Origin of the sequence: Acidisoma sp. PAMC 29798, assembly GCF_030252425.1 — a bacterium.
GTDB lineage: Bacteria > Pseudomonadota > Alphaproteobacteria > Acetobacterales > Acetobacteraceae > Acidisoma > Acidisoma cladoniae.
Map to the genome: position 1 here is coordinate 1,676,102 of NZ_CP126994.1, position 15,641 is coordinate 1,691,742.

General features: G+C 61.3%; 14 protein-coding genes, 1 tRNA gene and 1 pseudogene. 12 read left to right on the forward strand and 4 right to left on the reverse strand.

Annotated elements, in window-relative coordinates; genetic code table 11:
- Position 1: 1 nt before the first annotated feature.
- The 9 genes and pseudogenes from QP803_RS08030 (at position 2) to QP803_RS24260 (ending at position 7,651) form a co-directional block, all read left to right on the forward strand.
- Entirely contained in the window at positions 2-1,543 is a 1,542-nt protein-coding gene (locus QP803_RS08030; protein WP_284947858.1) for an NADH-quinone oxidoreductase subunit M, read from the forward strand.
- Entirely contained in the window at positions 1,543-2,967 is a 1,425-nt protein-coding gene (gene nuoN, locus QP803_RS08035; RefSeq protein WP_284947251.1) for an NADH-quinone oxidoreductase subunit NuoN, read from the forward strand. The genes QP803_RS08030 and nuoN overlap by 1 nt, the downstream gene beginning before the upstream one ends.
- Positions 2,964-3,746 (forward strand): biotin--[acetyl-CoA-carboxylase] ligase, encoded by a 783-nt coding sequence (locus tag QP803_RS08040; protein ID WP_284947252.1) that lies wholly within the window; start codon positions 2,964-2,966, stop codon positions 3,744-3,746. Before nuoN ends, QP803_RS08040 begins: the two co-directional genes overlap by 4 nt.
- 9 nt (positions 3,747-3,755) lie before the next feature.
- Positions 3,756-4,565, forward strand: coding sequence for a type III pantothenate kinase (locus tag QP803_RS08045; RefSeq protein WP_284947253.1), 810 nt, complete (start codon positions 3,756-3,758; stop codon positions 4,563-4,565).
- A gap of 19 nt (positions 4,566-4,584) precedes the next feature.
- Positions 4,585-6,237 carry a ribonuclease J gene (locus QP803_RS08050; RefSeq protein WP_284947254.1) on the forward strand — a complete coding sequence of 551 codons (1,653 nt, stop codon included), beginning with the start codon at positions 4,585-4,587 and terminating at the stop codon, positions 6,235-6,237.
- 15 nt (positions 6,238-6,252) lie between these two features.
- Positions 6,253-6,519: a DUF1467 family protein gene (locus QP803_RS08055; RefSeq protein WP_284947255.1), complete on the forward strand. Its 267-nt coding sequence runs from the start codon at positions 6,253-6,255 to the stop codon at positions 6,517-6,519.
- Between the two features lie 83 nt (positions 6,520-6,602).
- Positions 6,603-6,677 (forward strand) — tRNA-Val (locus QP803_RS08060).
- A 234-nt stretch (positions 6,678-6,911) separates the two neighbouring features.
- Positions 6,912-7,190, forward strand: a pseudogene (locus tag QP803_RS24255) (response regulator); the annotation flags it as partial.
- A gap of 224 nt (positions 7,191-7,414) precedes the next feature.
- A complete protein-coding gene (locus QP803_RS24260) occupies positions 7,415-7,651 on the forward strand; it encodes a winged helix-turn-helix domain-containing protein (RefSeq protein ID WP_350356091.1) in 237 nt (78 codons plus the stop codon).
- Between the two features lie 33 nt (positions 7,652-7,684).
- Here the strand turns inward: QP803_RS24260 and QP803_RS08070 are convergent, their stop codons facing one another.
- On the reverse strand, positions 7,685-8,548 hold the full coding sequence (locus tag QP803_RS08070) for a DUF2189 domain-containing protein (protein WP_284947256.1): 864 nt from the start codon (positions 8,546-8,548) through the stop codon (positions 7,685-7,687).
- Positions 8,549-8,941: 393 nt separating this feature from the next.
- Here QP803_RS08070 and QP803_RS08075 point away from each other — a divergent pair, with 393 nt between their 5' ends.
- Genes QP803_RS08075 through QP803_RS08085 form a run of 3 tightly spaced genes read left to right on the forward strand, consistent with a single transcriptional unit; the run spans position 8,942 to position 10,508 of the window.
- A complete protein-coding gene (locus QP803_RS08075; protein WP_284947257.1) occupies positions 8,942-9,067 on the forward strand; it encodes a hypothetical protein in 126 nt (41 codons plus the stop codon).
- A 9-nt stretch (positions 9,068-9,076) separates the two neighbouring features.
- The gene (locus tag QP803_RS08080; protein ID WP_284947258.1) at positions 9,077-9,637 is read left to right on the forward strand and encodes a hypothetical protein; all 561 of its coding nucleotides are present in this window, start codon (positions 9,077-9,079) and stop codon (positions 9,635-9,637) included.
- The gene (locus QP803_RS08085; RefSeq protein ID WP_284947259.1) at positions 9,630-10,508 is read left to right on the forward strand and encodes an N-acyl homoserine lactonase family protein; all 879 of its coding nucleotides are present in this window, start codon (positions 9,630-9,632) and stop codon (positions 10,506-10,508) included. The genes QP803_RS08080 and QP803_RS08085 overlap by 8 nt, the downstream gene beginning before the upstream one ends.
- Positions 10,509-10,608: 100 nt before the next feature.
- On the opposite strand, the gene QP803_RS08090 is transcribed toward QP803_RS08085, so the two are convergent.
- From QP803_RS08090 to QP803_RS08100, 3 genes are all read right to left on the reverse strand, one after another.
- On the reverse strand, positions 10,609-11,850 hold the full coding sequence (locus QP803_RS08090) for an McrC family protein (RefSeq protein WP_284947260.1): 1,242 nt from the start codon (positions 11,848-11,850) through the stop codon (positions 10,609-10,611).
- Positions 11,851-11,944: 94 nt separating this feature from the next.
- Entirely contained in the window at positions 11,945-14,305 is a 2,361-nt protein-coding gene (locus QP803_RS08095) for a DUF8426 domain-containing protein (protein WP_284947261.1), read from the reverse strand.
- 136 nt (positions 14,306-14,441) lie between these two features.
- The gene (locus QP803_RS08100; RefSeq protein ID WP_284947262.1) at positions 14,442-15,161 is read right to left on the reverse strand and encodes a hypothetical protein; all 720 of its coding nucleotides are present in this window, start codon (positions 15,159-15,161) and stop codon (positions 14,442-14,444) included.
- Positions 15,162-15,641 lie beyond the last annotated feature (480 nt).

A 15,641-nucleotide genomic window follows, 5' to 3' on the forward strand; every position in this document is an offset into this window, starting at 1 on the left:
GATGAACCAGGCCGGCTTTCCGCTGCTCTCGCTGCTGACCTTCCTGCCACTGGTCGGCGCGGCCGTCATCTTCTCCATCCGCGGTGATGACGCCGTAGTGGCCTCCACCGCGCGCTGGACCGCGCTTTGGACCAGCCTGATCGTCTTCGTGCTGAGCCTCGTGTTGTGGTTCGAGTTCGACAAGAGCCAGGCCGGTTTCCAATTCAACGAAGTGCTGTCCTGGCTGCCGCAGTTCGGCGTCAGCTACCGCATGGGCGTGGACGGCATCAGCGTCATGTTCGTGCTGATCTCTACGGCCTTGACGCCCATCGCCATCCTGTCGAGCTGGAACAGCACCGGCGGCCGGGTGCGCGAATACATGATCGCCTTCCTGGTCATGGAGACGATGATGGTCGGGCTGTTCTCGGCCCTCGACTTTATCCTGTTCTTCGTCTTCTTCGAAGGCGTGCTGATCCCGATGTTCATCATCATCGGCGTCTGGGGTGGAGAGCGGCGGTTGTATGCCGCCATCAAGTTCTTCCTGTTCATGTTTGCAGGCTCGATGCTGATGCTGCTCGGCATCATGGCGCTGTGGTTCCATGACGGCACGATGAGCATCCCCGACATGCTGCATATTCCGCTGCCGCCGCATTTGCAGTTCTGGCTATTCCTCGCCTTCCTCGCGGCTTTCGCCGTGAAGATCCCCATCTGGCCGGTCCATACCTGGCTGATCGATGCGCATCAGGAGGCACCGATCGCGGCCTCCGTCTTGCTCGCCGGCGTGCTCGCCAATATGGGCGGCTATGGGTTCCTGCGCTTTTCGCTGCCGCTGCTGCCGCAGGCCTCGCAGCATTTCGCGCCTTTGATGTTCGCCCTCGGCGTGATTGCCGTGATCTACACATCGATCGCAGCCCTGGTACAGCGAGATTTGCTAAAGCTCGTCGCCTATTCCTCGGTCGGCCATATGGCCATCGCGGTCATCGGCATCTTCACCTTCAATGTGCAGGGCATCGAGGGTTCGCTGTTCCGCATGCTGTCCCACGGCTTCATTACCGCCGCGCTGTTTCTTTGCGTCGGCGTGCTGATGGACCGCACCAAGTCGCAGAGCATGGACGGGTTCGGCGGCGTGGTGCATCGGATGCCCTTCTACTCGCTGCTGTTCATGATATTCGCCATGGGCACCGTCGGCCTGCCGGGCACGGCCGGTTTCGTGGGCGAAATCCTGGTCATCGTCGGTGCCTTGAAGGTGAATTTCTGGGTGGCCCTGCTGACCGGGACGACGCTGATCCTCAGCGCCGTCTACACCCTGGTGATGTATCGCCGCGTCATCTTCGGCGCATTGGTGCGGCCTGAACTCAAGGGCCTGACCGATATCGGCGGGCGCGAAATCGCCATGCTGGTGCCGCTGGTCGTGCTGACTCTGTGGATGGGCCTCTACCCCTCCAGCTTCTCCGGCTTCTTCGATGCGACAGTCACGGCCATGGCGAACCAGCATGTGGCAGCCATTGCCGGCGGCCCGCATCTCGCTTCCGCCACGCCTCTCCTCGCCGTGGGATCCAATTGATGAACTGGCTCGTCGCCATCCCCGAAATCGCCCTGGCACTCACGGCCATGGCGGTCCTGCTGGTCGGCGCCTTCACGGAAGGTCGTGGCTCGTTCCTGCTCTGCGCCATGCTGTCTCTCGGCGCGCTGCTGCTGACGGCGGGCCTCGTGGTCATCGCACCGCAAGGCTTGGGCTATGGCGGCTTATTCATGGCCGATGCGTTCAGCCGGTTCAGCCAGATCCTGATCCTGGCGGCGGCAGCCCTGGCCATCATCCTGTCGCTGGACTTCAACCGCCAGGAGGAGGGGCTCGCTCGGTTCGAGTTCCCGGTGCTGATCCTGTTCGCGACCACCGGCATGATGATCATGGTCTCGGCGACCAATCTCATGACCCTGTATCTTGGCCTGGAGCTGCAATCCCTCGCGCTCTACGTCATCGCCGCCTTCGCGCGGGATACGCTGCGCTCGGCCGAGGCCGGCCTGAAATATTTCGTCCTTGGCTCGCTCGCCTCGGGGCTGCTGCTGTATGGCATTTCCCTGACCTACGGCTTCTCGGGCAGCATGGACTTCGCCCATATCGCCGCTGCACTGCTGACGGCGACACCCTCGGCCGGGCTGATCATCGGCATGATCTTCGTGATCTGCGGCCTGGTGTTCAAAATGGCCGCGGTGCCGTTCCATATGTGGTCGCCGGATGTCTACGAGGGTGCCCCGACCTCGGTGACGGCACTGCTCGGCTCCGCGCCCAAGGTGGCGGCGGTCGCGCTGTTGCTGCGGGTTATGTTCGTGCCCTTTGGCCATCTGCTGCCGCAATGGCAGTTGCTGATCGAGATCATCTCCATCAGCTCCATGGTCCTCGGCTGCTTGGCGCCGATCATGCAGACCAATATCAAGCGCTTGATCGCCTATTCGGCGATCGGCCATATCGGCTACGCGCTGATGGGCCTCGCGGCCGGCACCACCTCCGGGGCGCGGGGCACGCTGGTCTATCTCGCGACCTATATCTTCATGACGCTGGGGTCCTTCGCGGTCATCATGGCGATGCGCCGACAGGGCCGCAGCATCGAGAAGATTTCTGACCTCTCCGGCCTCGGCCGCACCGATGGCGGGTTGGCGCTCGGCATGGCCATCTTCATGCTCAGCATGGCGGGTATACCGCCGCTGTCCGGCTTCTTCGGCAAGCTATACGTCTTTCTCGCTGCTGTTCAGGGCGGCCTATGGACCCTTGCCGTTATCGGCGTCGTGACCAGCATCATCGGGTCCTACTATTACCTTCGCATCGTCAAGGTGATGTATTTCGATGCGCCGGTGGGGGCCTTCGACCGGCGGTCGCCCTCGCTGTCGTTCGTGGTCGCGGCAAGCGGCTTCGTCACCACCTTCTTCATCCTCGTCGCGGGTCCCGTGACTGCGGCGGCTGAAGCGGCGGCGCGGGCCCTTCTGGGGTGAGGTCTGGCGCCCTCGTTTTTCCAGCCGAGGGACTGCTGGGCTACCGGCTTGAGCGGGTCGACACGATCGGCTCCACCTCTGACGCCTGTATCGAGCGTGCGAAAGCCGGCGAACCCGATGGGCTGGCGATCCTCGCCCGCGTACAGACCAAGGCGCGGGGCAGCCGGGGCCGGGACTGGTCCGCACCGCTCGGCAATCTCATGCTCTCCGTTCTGCTACGTCCGCTTGATGCGGTGGAGGGTGCGGGTGCCGGCCAATGGGCGCTGCTCGCAGGCCTCGCTTTGGTTGAGGCGCTGGCCGAGTTCGACATCGCGCCGGCGCTGCTGACTTTGAAATGGCCGAACGATGTCTTGCGGGACGAGGCCAAGCTCGCGGGCGTGCTGATCGACGCTGCGATGACGACGGACGGCACCATGGACTGGCTGGTCATCGGCGTCGGCGCCAATCTGGCCGTGGCACCGCCTGTCGAGGGCCGCCGCGTTGCAACCATCGCGAGCCACGAAGGCACGCCGCCGACAGCCGATTCCGTCGCGGTCCGATTCCTCGACCGTATCGCCCATTGGCGGGACCGATTGGCGGAAAATGGATTCGCGCCGATCCGCGCCGCGTGGCTCAGCCATGCGCATCCGATTGGAACGCCGGTCACGATCAGACAGGGCGATCGCACGCGCGCGGGAATCTTTGCGGGGCTTTCGCCGGAAGGCGCCCTGCTGCTTCTGGCGGATGGCGAAATCCACGCCATCTCAACAGGGGACGTGCTGATGGGGCAGGGGGGATAACGGTTCGCGATGCGTCTCGTCATCGATGCCGGGAATACCAATATCGTCATGGCGGTTCATGACGGCACAGGCTGGCGCGGCATCTGGCGCATCTCGACCGATGCCCAACGCACCTCCGACGAATATGCGGTGTGGCTGTTTACCCTTCTCAAGCATTGCGACATCGACCCGGCGGGCATTACGACCGCCGTCATCGGCACCGTGGTTCCGGCGGCCCTCTATCACCTCCGCCGGTTGTGCCGCGAATGGCTGTATTGCGAGCCGCTCATCGCCTCCTCGGATCTCGATTGGGGGTTCGAAATCAAGATGGATACGCCGAGCGAAGTGGGCGCCGATCGCCTGCTAAACACGCTGGCGGCGCATCAGATCTACGGCGGCCCGCTGGTTGTGGTCGATTTCGGCACCGCCACGACCTTCGATGTGGTCGATCAGGATGGCGCATTTATTGGCGGTATCATCGCGCCCGGCGTGAACCTGTCGATCGAGGCGCTGCATCAGGCCGCCGCGCGGCTGCCGCGTATCGCGATTGGTCGCCCGCAGGTAGTGATTGGCCGATCCACGGTTCCGGCAATGCGCTCCGGCATCTTTTGGGGCTATGTAGGAATGATAGAGGGCTTGGTTGCGCGAATCCGCAGCGAGCTCGGCCAACCCATGAAGGTGATCGCGACAGGCGGCCTTGCGCCGCTTTTCGCCGAAGGCACCACGATATTCGAGACCATCGATTCCGATCTCACGCTGGAGGGGCTGCGTTTGTTGGCGCTGCGCAACCCGACACCCAGCTTGGCGAATGACTGGAAGCGCCAGCCCACAGGAGACTAACCCAAGGATACGGGCTTTTATGACAAGCACTGACGACGATCTGGCTTTCCTCCCACTCGGGGGGACGGGCGAGATCGGCATGAATTTGAATCTCTACCGCTGTAATGGACATTGGCTGGCCGTGGATTGCGGTCTCGGCTTCGGCGGCCCCGAGCATCCCGAAGTCGATGTGATGGTGCCGGACCCGGTCTTCATCGCCGAACGGCGCGACAAGCTGCTCGGCTTGGTCATCACCCACGCGCATGAAGATCATCTCGGCGCGGTCGCCTGGCTGTGGCGCCAGTTGCGCTGCCCCGTCTATGCAACGCCCTTCACGGCGGCGGTGCTGCGGCGGAAGCTGCATGAGGCCGGCCTGCTCGGTGAAGTGCCGTTGCATGTCGTCGCCCCCGGCGGCTCGATCGAGCTTGGGCCCTATCAGATCCAGTTCATCGCCGTGGCCCATTCGGTGCCGGAAGCGCAGGCTTTGGCCATCACCACGCCCTATGGCGTCGTCATGCATAGCGGCGACTGGAAGATCGACCCTGACCCCGTCGTGGGGCCGGTGACGGATGAGGCGACCCTGAAGCGCTACGGCGATGCCGGCATCCTGGCCATGGTCTGCGACTCGACCAATGCTTTGGTCGAAGGTCATTCGGGTTCCGAGGCTGAGGTGCGGCGCGCCTTGCCGGCGTTGATGCGCAACCTGAGCGGGCGCATCGCCGTCACCTGCTTCGCCAGCAATGTCGCGCGGGTGGAGAGCATCGCCCTCGCTGCCAAGGCAGTCGGCCGCCATGTGGCCATTGCTGGGCGGAGCCTGCGCAATATCGAGGCGGCGGCCCGCGAATGCGGCTACCTCGCCGATGTGCCGCCCTTCCTCAATGAGGATGCGGCTTCCGACATTCCGGACGACAACCTGCTGCTGATTCTGTCGGGCAGCCAGGGTGAGGCGCGGAGTGCCATGTCCCGCGTGGCGGCCGATTCGCATCCGCGCATCGCCCTGGGTGAGGGCGACACGGTGATCTTCTCCAGCCGCGTCATTCCCGGCAATGAGCGCGCGATCAACACGGTGCAGGACAATCTGGCCCGACGCGGCGTGCATCTGATGACCGATAACGACCATATGGTCCATGTCTCCGGCCATCCGGCGCGGGACGAGCTGCGCCAGATCTACGCACTCGTGCGGCCGACCTTCGCCGTGCCGGTGCATGGCGAATGGCGCCATCTCGCGGCCCATGCGGGACTCGCGAAGGATGCCGGCGCCACGCCACTGATGCTGGAGGACGGCGATATCCTGCGCCTCGCCCCCGGCACCCCGCGCATCATCGACAGCGCGCCGGTCGGCAGGCTGGCGGTGGATGGCAACCGCCTGGTGCCGATGACCGGCGGGGTGCTCGCCGCGCGCCGGCGGATGATGTTCAACGGCATCGTCATTGGCAGCCTGGTGGTGGATGAGACGGGCCGGATTCGCGGCGCGGCGCAGATCAGCGCGCCGGGCCTGTTCGACCCCGAGGATCCTGAGACCGCGCGCATGATCGCGGAATTCACCTCCTCGGTCGCCGATCTGCCGGCGCCGCTTCGCCGGGATGATGTCGCCCTCGCCGAATCGGCCCGTGCCTCCCTCCGGCGTGCCGTGGGGCGGCGGATGCAGAAGCGCCCGCTGGTCGATGTGCATTTGATGCGTATCGCCAGCTAATCGGATCGCGACACCATGGCATGGTTCACCGGGCTGGTTCTGTTTGTGCTGGTGTGGTGGACCCTTTTGTTCGCCGTGCTGCCCTTCATGAACCACCCGACCAGTGAGGCGGATCCCGTGTCCGGCTGGCGGGGCACGCCGACGCGGCCCTTCGTGCTGCGGACTGTGGTGATCACGACCATCGTGGCGGTCATCGTCTGGCTGGTCTTGATCGGCGTGATCAACAGCGGCTGGATCAGTTTCCGCCATGGCTGGATCGGTGGACCGGCCGACTTGAATTGAGGATTTTTTCTGGTGGCTGAGACGCGGCGCTGCCTCTTGCAGAGCCCCGGATCAGCGGCTAGGAAGTGCGCCTTCGGGACCGTGGGCGCATAGCTCAGCGGGAGAGCACTACCTTGACACGGTAGGGGTCACAGGTTCAATCCCTGTTGCGCCCACCACGGTTCCCGTTGTACGAAGCCAGCTTGGCATGCGTTACATCGCAGCCAACATCGGCCTCACAAAAAGTTGATTGCGAAAGATCGAAGCTCAGTCTGAGTCGCTTCGCTCCGTCAGCCAATTCAACGCTCTTCGCAATCATGAAAATTCCACGGGAAAATTATTGCGAGGTCATAAGTATTATTGACTCGCACACGTTCTGGTAGCACATCTTATGCAACCTAGGGGTGTATCTCATGCGTGTCCTCCTCGTCGATCACGACCAACATGCGGCCAATGCGGTGCAGATTGCGCTCAAATCCTCCGGCGCCGTCATCGAACACGTCGATTCGGGCGAGGAGGCGCTGCAACTCGCCAAACGCTACGATTACGACCTGATGATCCTCGACCTGATGCTGCCTGATACCGATGGCTACGAGGTCATCCGTCGGTTGCGCTGGGCGTCCATCAACGTTCCGGTGCTGGTCTTATCGAGTCTCACGCGCCCGCAGGCGAAGGTGAAGGCCTTCTCGCTCGGCGCCGATGACTTCCTCGCCAGGCCCTTTGATGAGACGGAGTTGACGGCCCGGGTCCAGGCCTTGGTCCGCCGCTCCAAGGGTCTCAGCCATGCCAAGCTTTCCATCGGGCCCATCGTGCTCGACATGGATTCCAATACCGTCGCAGTCAGCGATCAGGACGTGCATCTGACCGAAAAGGAATATCGCATCCTGGAACTGCTGCTGCTGCGGGCGGCAGCATCATCGCCAAAGAATCGTTCCTCAATCATCTCTATGGCGGCAATGATGAGCCAGACATCAAGATCATCGATGTCTTCATCTGCAAGCTTCGCAAGAAGCTCCAGATTGCGGGCGCACCGAACATCATCTCCACCGTATGGGGCAGGGGCTATATCGTGCGTGAGCCTGCAACCGTGACCGGGGGCGCCCGCGCTCAGGATCGCACCATCGTGCGTCGGGCCGTCGCCTCGGCAGCCTAGAGCAGGATCGGCGTGGTCATGCTCCGCTTTCCCTTACTGTGCCACGACCTTGCGGTAGAGATGCCAACTGGCATGACCCAGAACAGGCATGACCACCGCCAGGCCCACGAACAAGGGAATTGAGCCAAGGACCAGCCCGACGGTGATGATGCCAGCCCACAGCGCCATTGGCACAGGGTTTGTCGTCATGGCCCGGATCGAGGTTCGCATCGCCGTCATGACATGCACATGGCGGTCGAGCAGCACCGGAAACGAGATGACGCTGATCGAGAGAACGACGAGGGCAAAGACGAAGCCTGCGCTAACGCCGATGGTAATCAGTTCCCAGCCTGCGCCCGTGAACAACAGGGTGTGCAGGAACGCGCCGATGGATGCTGGCGCCAGAGCGCCGATCGTGCCGCTATAGATCGCGGCAGCCACGAGTTGCCAGATCAGGAAGACGATCACCAGAATAAACGCGAGGGCGAAAATCGCCCCGATCGATGGGGAGCGTACGACGCTCAGGGCATCCGGCCATCTCACCGTTAAGCCGTGCTCCCTCCGACGGCTCATTTCGTTCATGCCTATGGCGGCAATTGGCCCGACCAAGGCCAATCCGCCGGCCAAGGGAAACAGCCATTGCAGACCCTCGCCGAAGGAAAGGCCGGCGAGCACGAGGCCCACGACCGGATAGATGATGCAGAGGAAAATAACGTCGGTGCGAATAGCCGCGAAGTCCCGCAACCCGGCCCGAAGGGCTTCCCACACGTCGGCGGTGCCGATGTGCCGAACGACCGGCGCTGCACTTTCGGTCTTGGTCTGGGGGAGGTAGCCATCGCCTTGGGCCGAACCGACCGTACCGTATGACAGCCTGATTTGGTCCCACAGCCACAGGACCGGATTTTGTATGACCGCCATGCCGCGCCTCCCTTGGAGCCGGACGGCGTTACAGGAGCCGACCTGATGCGACGTGAAGTCTACACGCCAGAGAGCGTGTCGTCGCTCACGATTACGGGAGACGGGGTGACTTTGTCATTGGCAGATTGCGACACCGGCTAGACCAATGATGCCGCAATGGAGCAGCCTGGGCGCTGGCGCCTGCGTCGACGCCCTTCTATAGCTGGACGAACAAAGCGGCCGCTCGTGAACAATAAAACGCGGCAGGGTGGGATGGACACAGAATGGAATAGGCGTGCTGCCCGCTGGTAAATTCGCGATTGCCCGCGCGTTTGGCCGCTGACGGCTAACGTCGCCGAGCATGACGGCAAGATATCGACAATAAAAAATTCAAAAATCCAAGGTATCGTTTGAATGCATCAAATCAAAGATCAAACGCGGCAGTTGCAGCTGGTGCTTTACCCTTCGCAGCACAGCGCGTTTTTCATCACCGGCCAAGTCGTTGTCATCGACGGTGGCGGCTTTGAGGCCGATGCCTGAGACGGCGGCATGAGCAATATCGATCTGACGCGACAATCGCTTCGGCGGGTCGAGGAGCGGCGACCTGATATCCCGCTATTCTGTGCGCCCGTGGCGCCGCCGGACCTGTGGACCCCCGAGGGCGAGACGGGGCTGGACGATGCGACGCTTGCCTATGTCCTCGCTGCGCGGCCGGCTTTTGATTTGCTGCGCGCGGCATCCGGCCAACTCGCGGCGCTACTGGTTCTGGCGGCGGCCGGCGGGCGCAGCGCGCAGGACAATCCGGTCTTTGCCCTCGCCCAAACAGCGCAAGCAGAGGCGCGCGATAGGATCGGCGCTCTGCGCCCGGGGCGGGGCGGGGCGCATCATCGCCTCCATCTCCGCGCCTGCTCCGATGCGCTGGATGCGGCCTGCCGGGAAGCCGCGCTGCATCTGCACGAGGGGCAAGACGAGCGGGCGCTGACCCTGCTGCGTGAAGGCTTACGGCACCTTCATTTCGCCGCCGGCGCCCTGCCGGGCTTCGAAGTCGTGGCGTTCAACCAATCCTGCTGCGCGGCGCACAGACAACCACGGGAGACCACCAATGGCTGACTATTCGATCTGGATCATGGAATATGCCTTCATGCCGACCGCGCCGGTCAGCGTGATGGTCTATGGGGCGCATAACCAGGGCACCCGAAAGATGCCGTATGGCTATGTCCTCATCAAAGGCCGAGGCACGCTCGCCATGGTCGATGTTGGGTACAATCACAAGGAGTATGGGCAAGTCCTGGCGGAGAAGTTCGACGTTCATGGCTGGCAGCCCGCCGATGTGGTTTTGGCCGAGGCCGGGGTGAAGCCATCGGATGTCGAGCATGTCTTCCTGACGCATGCGCATTTCGACCACGCTGGAAATACCGACGCCTTCCCGAACGCGACCTTCTATTTGCAGGAGCGGGAGCTTTCCAAATGGATCTGGGCGCTCGCGCTCGATCGCAAATTCCGTTGGCTTCAGGCCGCGACCGATCCTGGTGACATCGCGCGGATCGTCGATCTCGCGCGCCAGGGCCGTCTCGTTTCCATCGACGGCGACAGGGACGATATCCTTCCCGGCATCGATCTCCGTCTGGCCGCAGACAGCCACACCTGGGGCTCGCAATTCCTGACGATCCGCAATGATGGCAAGCGCGACAGCGCCGATGCCTGGGTCATGGCCGGGGATCTGGCCTATAGCTACGACAATCTCCGGGGCACCGATCCGGCCGACCCTGGCTATGTGCCGCTCGGTCTTGCCATGTGCAGCCAGGAGAATCTCCTGTTCGCGACAGACGCGATGATGGGTGCCGTCGGCGGCGACTACAAGCGCGTCGTTCCCCCGCATGATCAGGAGGTTGCGGACGTCTTCCCGTCACGCATCACCAAGACCGGCTTGCGGATCAGCGAAATCGCGCTCGCGGACGGGGATACCAGCCTGGTGTCCTGACAGCAGGCTGTGGCGGGCCATGCCCAATGATGATGAGCACTACGTCTACGCCATAGCCCTATGAACGCACCTAAGCGCGTAAGCCAATGAGACACAATCGTCAGGCTGCCAGCATGTCGTAATTACGAGTACTGGGCACTACCAGTTGGTCTGCTAACCGTCGCCGCTCGTCGGCCAGACTCCTCGCTCGATCAGGGTCGAGAAGTTCAGCGAGGTAGGATAGCGAGACCGGACGCAAGACGACCGAAGCCGGCCGCTTGTTGGACCATGTTACAGGCTGACGAACCTCAACGCGCTCGTCACGTGCTTCCGCAGACATTGAGGCATACAGCAGCACGCTAACTTCGCTTGGCGAGGCAAGTGCATAAATTGAAAGTTGATACAGCCATTCGGCTGGGAGGCTCCTTTCCCAAACGTCGCGATATTTTGCGTCCAGGAAGCCGTGCAACTCTTTGTCGTAGAATAGAGCGTAATCCGGCCGCGGTGCCGGCGCACGGCGCTGCCTCGGATTGGCGTCAGGCGCATAGGCAAACAAGTTGCGAATCGCTGGTTCGTCCGCGATCCGCGCACCGGCAAGATTATCGTGCAGAAAGCGGGAGAGCAGACGTTGGAAGAAGACGTTCATATCGAACAGAAAACCGGGCGTCCGGCTCGGCGGTTGTCCCGAATCGAAGGCGATACCCAGGGCGTCATGCAGTAGCCGGATGATCGTCAGCGCTGGCCCACAGGATGCGGTCAAGCGGGTTAGGCCACGATCCGCTCGGTCGATATCATCAGCGCCGAGGCTCACCAAGCGCTCGACATCCCCAAACATCGACGAAAGTTGATGCGCACGCCGTCGTAGGTTCCTGTCCTCAGCAAGTCGCGCCCCAACCTCAAGGCCGGCGCGCAATACCTGATTCAAATGCCAGTCAGCTCGACGTTCGAAATGTCTGCAGGGAAGCCGCGCCTCCCGCACGCCGCCTTGGCGGATCATTTGATCTATCAGGATGTGGCCGCGCGGGCTCTCCAGATTCTCCGATAATGGGATGTAGCGACGCGCCAGACCCCGGTGTAGTAGTTCCTCCACCTCCGCTGCGAGCAACGAAATCAGCAAATCGTGTAAACCGTGCCGGGTGGTCGGAGACCTCGTCTCCTCCACCGCCGTGACATCGCGCAACCCATAAGCGTAGCGGAGCAGTCGAGCGAGCGGCATCGCAGGCAGCTTGGGCCCAATCGCAATGCGAAGCGGCCCCACGTCCACACGGCCGACGAATGATGTGCTGGTGATTTCAAGTCCGTCGTATCCCTCGCGGATGTCCAATCGTCCACGCAGCGCCTCGGCCAGTCGGCGCGACGCCATGTCGCCCGCTAGAGAACAGCCCCTCAAGCGCGCGTCCTGTGCAGGGCCGACTTGGTCCCATTCTGTTAGTTCGACGACGAAAGGGGCCGGACCGTCAGGGTGCGGAGTCATCCTCACCCTCGTTGTCGTCGACAGGGGTATCAGACGGCTCGCCCGCCAAAGTGCTATCGGCCGGCTCCTGATCAAGTAAAAGTGGCTGCATTTCCTCGAATGACACAGCCTGAATTAGATCTCCTTCCCGATTGGTACCAAATATCTCTTCTCTAATACGACCAACCTCCGCATCGACCAGTTCACCGCCAAGTATGTCTCTGAGCATACCAAAATCATCATAACAATATTCTTCGAGCAAGGGGATTATGTCGTCGCGTAGAATGCGCGAAAACTCTGCTACCGAAGTGATGGGCTGCGGTGGCATTAAATAGGCGTGACCAATCTGAAGGTTGCGTGCGTCCCGTTTCAGGTGGAGGCGAAGTCTTGTGTTCAGCGCGTCCAGCCAAGCACCAAGCAGTAACCCCCCCGCTTTCCGTCCAGCCAGTAAATTGCTTTCTGGCATTAATTCGACGAAACCAAACCGCCGCCGAAGTGCGGTATCCATTATAGAAATGGACCGATCCGCCGTGTTCATCGTGCCAATGATGAACACGTTTTTTGGCACAGCAAAGACTGCCCCGGTGACCGGCAATATGATCTGTCGATCCCGTTTATCGTATTCGATCGCCGTAAGTAGTTCCCCAAAGATGCGTGGTAGGTCGCCACGGTTAATTTCATCCACGACAAGAAAAAAATGCTGGTTCGATTGCTTGGACGCATCGGCACAGAGACGTTTGAATATACCGTCGCGCGGCTCGAAAACCATCCGGCCATTTATCGTCGTCGGCCGTAGACCCTCGATGAAATCCTCGTAACCCCACCCAGGATGAAAGGTACAGACACGCACGAGACCGTCGCCATCGACGACCGTCTTGCGCTCAGATGTGGTCAGATCGACAAAGCTCTTCCGGAACGCATGGCGGGCGGCAAGTTCGTTGGCGACGGCCAACGCCCGGTAGGTTTTCCCGGTGCCCGGCGGACCATACAATATCACCTGGCCTTTGCGGCGGAGGACGGCTTCGATTCGTAAAGCGAATTGATCAAGCGGCGGCATAGGTGCGGTTTCGGCCGCCGGAGCAAATGGACGCGGCGCAGATACCGCAGCAGGCAGCGTCCCTCTTCGGGATAACCGCTGCTCAAGCTCAAGCAGGTTGGCTGCGCTCCTGCCAAGTTCATAAACCGTGGTACGCGGTCCCTCTTGGTCGGGCATTCGCCAGGAGTCGAGGCTAAGCCACTCAACAGGACGTTTGTGTGGGAAGCCAAGGCTGCCGTCATACTCATAAGGCCCGCGAACTTTCCCTACGCCCAGCACGGTTTGGCCTTCACACGCCAGTACTAAATCTGACTCCGAGATTTCTTGAGAAAAGTTCAGTATTTCTCCAGCTTTTCTAGACGCGACGCCTGCGTTAGAAGGGTAAGCCGGAAGCAAAAAATCCCGAATTCTATTTTTTGCAGTGGTCTTGTCCTGACCTATTGCTTCTGACAGATCGGGAACTTGCTCGGACCAACCAATGGACACGAAACCGCCCTCACGCATTTCTGCCCAGTGGCTTCCGCCGTCACTCCCTTCTGTAGTGCCAACCTTCCAATACCGGTGAAAGGCACCATCACGCCGATTGAGGATTGTGTTGAGTGTCGTGACCGGCACCTCAAGTTCACGCGCGGCGGCAATGAAACGCCCAGCGCAGATGAAGCGCGGCGAACTGCCATCCAGGATGCCGACTTCATCGGGAGGCATCTGTAAGAGCTTGAAAAGGTGGAATCGCTGGTAACGGGGGCTATGGTAGTCATCAATGCGGTCAGGGCTGATAAGGAACCAGTATTTGTGAGCCCAGCCGTCGTGCGCCAGTTTTGGGGCGGCCTTCTCCATGGCAGCTTGAAGTTTAACGTATGCCTCATCCGACGTGTCGCCGATGTCAAGTGACGACAATGCTTCAGCCCCGGCCACCAATTGGTCTCTCTGATTTCGAGCGAAATCTATGGCGCCCTCAAGCGATAGGACGTTCTGTGCCTTCGGCGATCCCGTCATCCAGGCATTGTCGCTCTGGCGCTGGTAGATGCCGAATTTTAGCGCTGACCCACCACCAATTCCGCCAAATTGATTGCCGGAGAAATCATCATCGTTCTTGAACTCCAGCCAATAGGCCAAGCACCGAGTTTCACCCGTCAAGCGCCCGTGCATCAGACGCAGCAGGGCTTCACCGTCGAGATCGCGCAACACGGCTGGTCCAAAGCGCTCACGGAAGAGCGCTGTTTGCTGCTCGATCTGCAAGTGTGTCAGCAGCTCGCCGGACGCGATGCCGTGGTTAAGCGCAGCTTTCAGTTCATCAAAAATCTGCGGTTCAAGAATTGCTGCGCTCATTCGGTCCTGTCTATCTCACTGGGTATTCAACCTCGCAGCCAACGGCTCCATTTGACACGCGGTTGATCAAACCTAGCACCGACCCAGCCGGCGTTCTATGGTCGCCGCTGGTGGCGTGGTATGCCTCGCGGAACACTCACTTGATACCATCGAGCCGAGCTTGGACTCGTGGAACGGACGCCAGAGCCGTGGCGAAAGCTTGCGCCCTGACCGTCAATTCGGCATCGGGATCGACGACCGTAAACCAGCGCTGGCGTTGCACGTAGGACCGCGATCCCGCTGTGCGGGGCACGGAGACATTCGTCCGCAGGGTGATGAGGTTCCCGGCATCTGCTTCGACCATCAATCGCCCGTGCAACTGCCGCAGCAGCGCGTCGTGCGTCATGCTTCGGCCCGGGAAGGTGATGAAGACGATGGCCCGTTCGGGTTTGCGGAGCAGCCGGATTTCCGAGAAGGTCGCATGCTTCTCCGTTTCTCCGCCGACGCCATTGTCCGGGTCGAGAAATACGATGTCCGCCCCGTCGAGAGCGCTCCGCTTCCGTGTCCCCCACGCGCTCCGCGCGAAACGCGGCGGCATCGGCTCACGATGAAACAGTGCTCCCTCGGGCCAGATCGCCGCCTGTTCCAGAGCGGCAATGCTGCGTTGGGGCAGCGTGGTGAGCCCCGCGTGAAGCTCTTCATCGAGTAGACGCCATGCCGCCTCGTCGCGCCATTCGAGATGCCGTCCATCCGGGCGTCCGTCATCTCCCGGCGCGTAGTACCATGCGATGCCGAGCGTCCGGTCTGCGCCCGCAAGCGCGCGTAGGAACGCGAATTTGAGAACGTCGCTGACATCGCCGGCATACTGATCGCGCATTTGGACCCCATGTTCGTCGTCGTCAAATATCCGCCCGATTGCACGAGCGTTGCAAAGTCTCACGGCGCCATATCACCACAGAACTCACGCCGGACTGAGAGCGATGTGCAATGCCCCGTTTCGCTTCATTCGTGCCTCTGCATGACGGCGATCGACACGGCGAGAGCCAAGCGACCGCGAGCTTTTTGACATGCAATCCGTTTGTCGATGGCACGTTTCCGGCAGGCGGACGGTTTAGGGAACGCAGATGCAAGGTGGTTTGGCTGCAAGTTCTGAGTCGACATTCGCATCATTGTTTTCAGGGTGCTTTGCAGTCAAAACTTAGCGTTGGAGATAGCGTGAAGGTCAGGGTGGCAGAAAGAAGAGTGATGGCAAGATAAAGCGGATTTTCAATCCGCGCTCCCTTCGGTGGTAAGTGGTTGTCTGCACATTGTTTTTGAGCCGCTTTACGGCGATGTAGCGGCACTCCGAACGGTGTGC

Coding starts and splice junctions, on each gene's coding strand:
- QP803_RS08055 (WP_284947255.1), top strand. CDS start 6,253: ATGGCATGGTTCACCGGGCTGGTTCTGTTTGTGCTGGTGTGGTGGACC.
- QP803_RS08030 (WP_284947858.1), top strand. CDS start 2: ATGAACCAGGCCGGCTTTCCGCTGCTCTCGCTGCTGACCTTCCTGCCA.
- QP803_RS08045 (WP_284947253.1), top strand. CDS start 3,756: ATGCGTCTCGTCATCGATGCCGGGAATACCAATATCGTCATGGCGGTT.
- QP803_RS08080 (WP_284947258.1), top strand. CDS start 9,077: ATGAGCAATATCGATCTGACGCGACAATCGCTTCGGCGGGTCGAGGAG.
- QP803_RS08070 (WP_284947256.1), bottom strand. CDS start 8,548: ATGGCGGTCATACAAAATCCGGTCCTGTGGCTGTGGGACCAAATCAGG.
- QP803_RS08100 (WP_284947262.1), bottom strand. CDS start 15,161: ATGCGCGATCAGTATGCCGGCGATGTCAGCGACGTTCTCAAATTCGCG.
- QP803_RS08085 (WP_284947259.1), top strand. CDS start 9,630: ATGGCTGACTATTCGATCTGGATCATGGAATATGCCTTCATGCCGACC.
- QP803_RS08090 (WP_284947260.1), bottom strand. CDS start 11,850: ATGGCGTCGCGCCGACTGGCCGAGGCGCTGCGTGGACGATTGGACATC.
- QP803_RS08050 (WP_284947254.1), top strand. CDS start 4,585: ATGACAAGCACTGACGACGATCTGGCTTTCCTCCCACTCGGGGGGACG.
- QP803_RS08095 (WP_284947261.1), bottom strand. CDS start 14,305: ATGAGCGCAGCAATTCTTGAACCGCAGATTTTTGATGAACTGAAAGCT.
- QP803_RS08075 (WP_284947257.1), top strand. CDS start 8,942: ATGCATCAAATCAAAGATCAAACGCGGCAGTTGCAGCTGGTGCTTTAC.
- nuoN (WP_284947251.1), top strand. CDS start 1,543: ATGAACTGGCTCGTCGCCATCCCCGAAATCGCCCTGGCACTCACGGCC.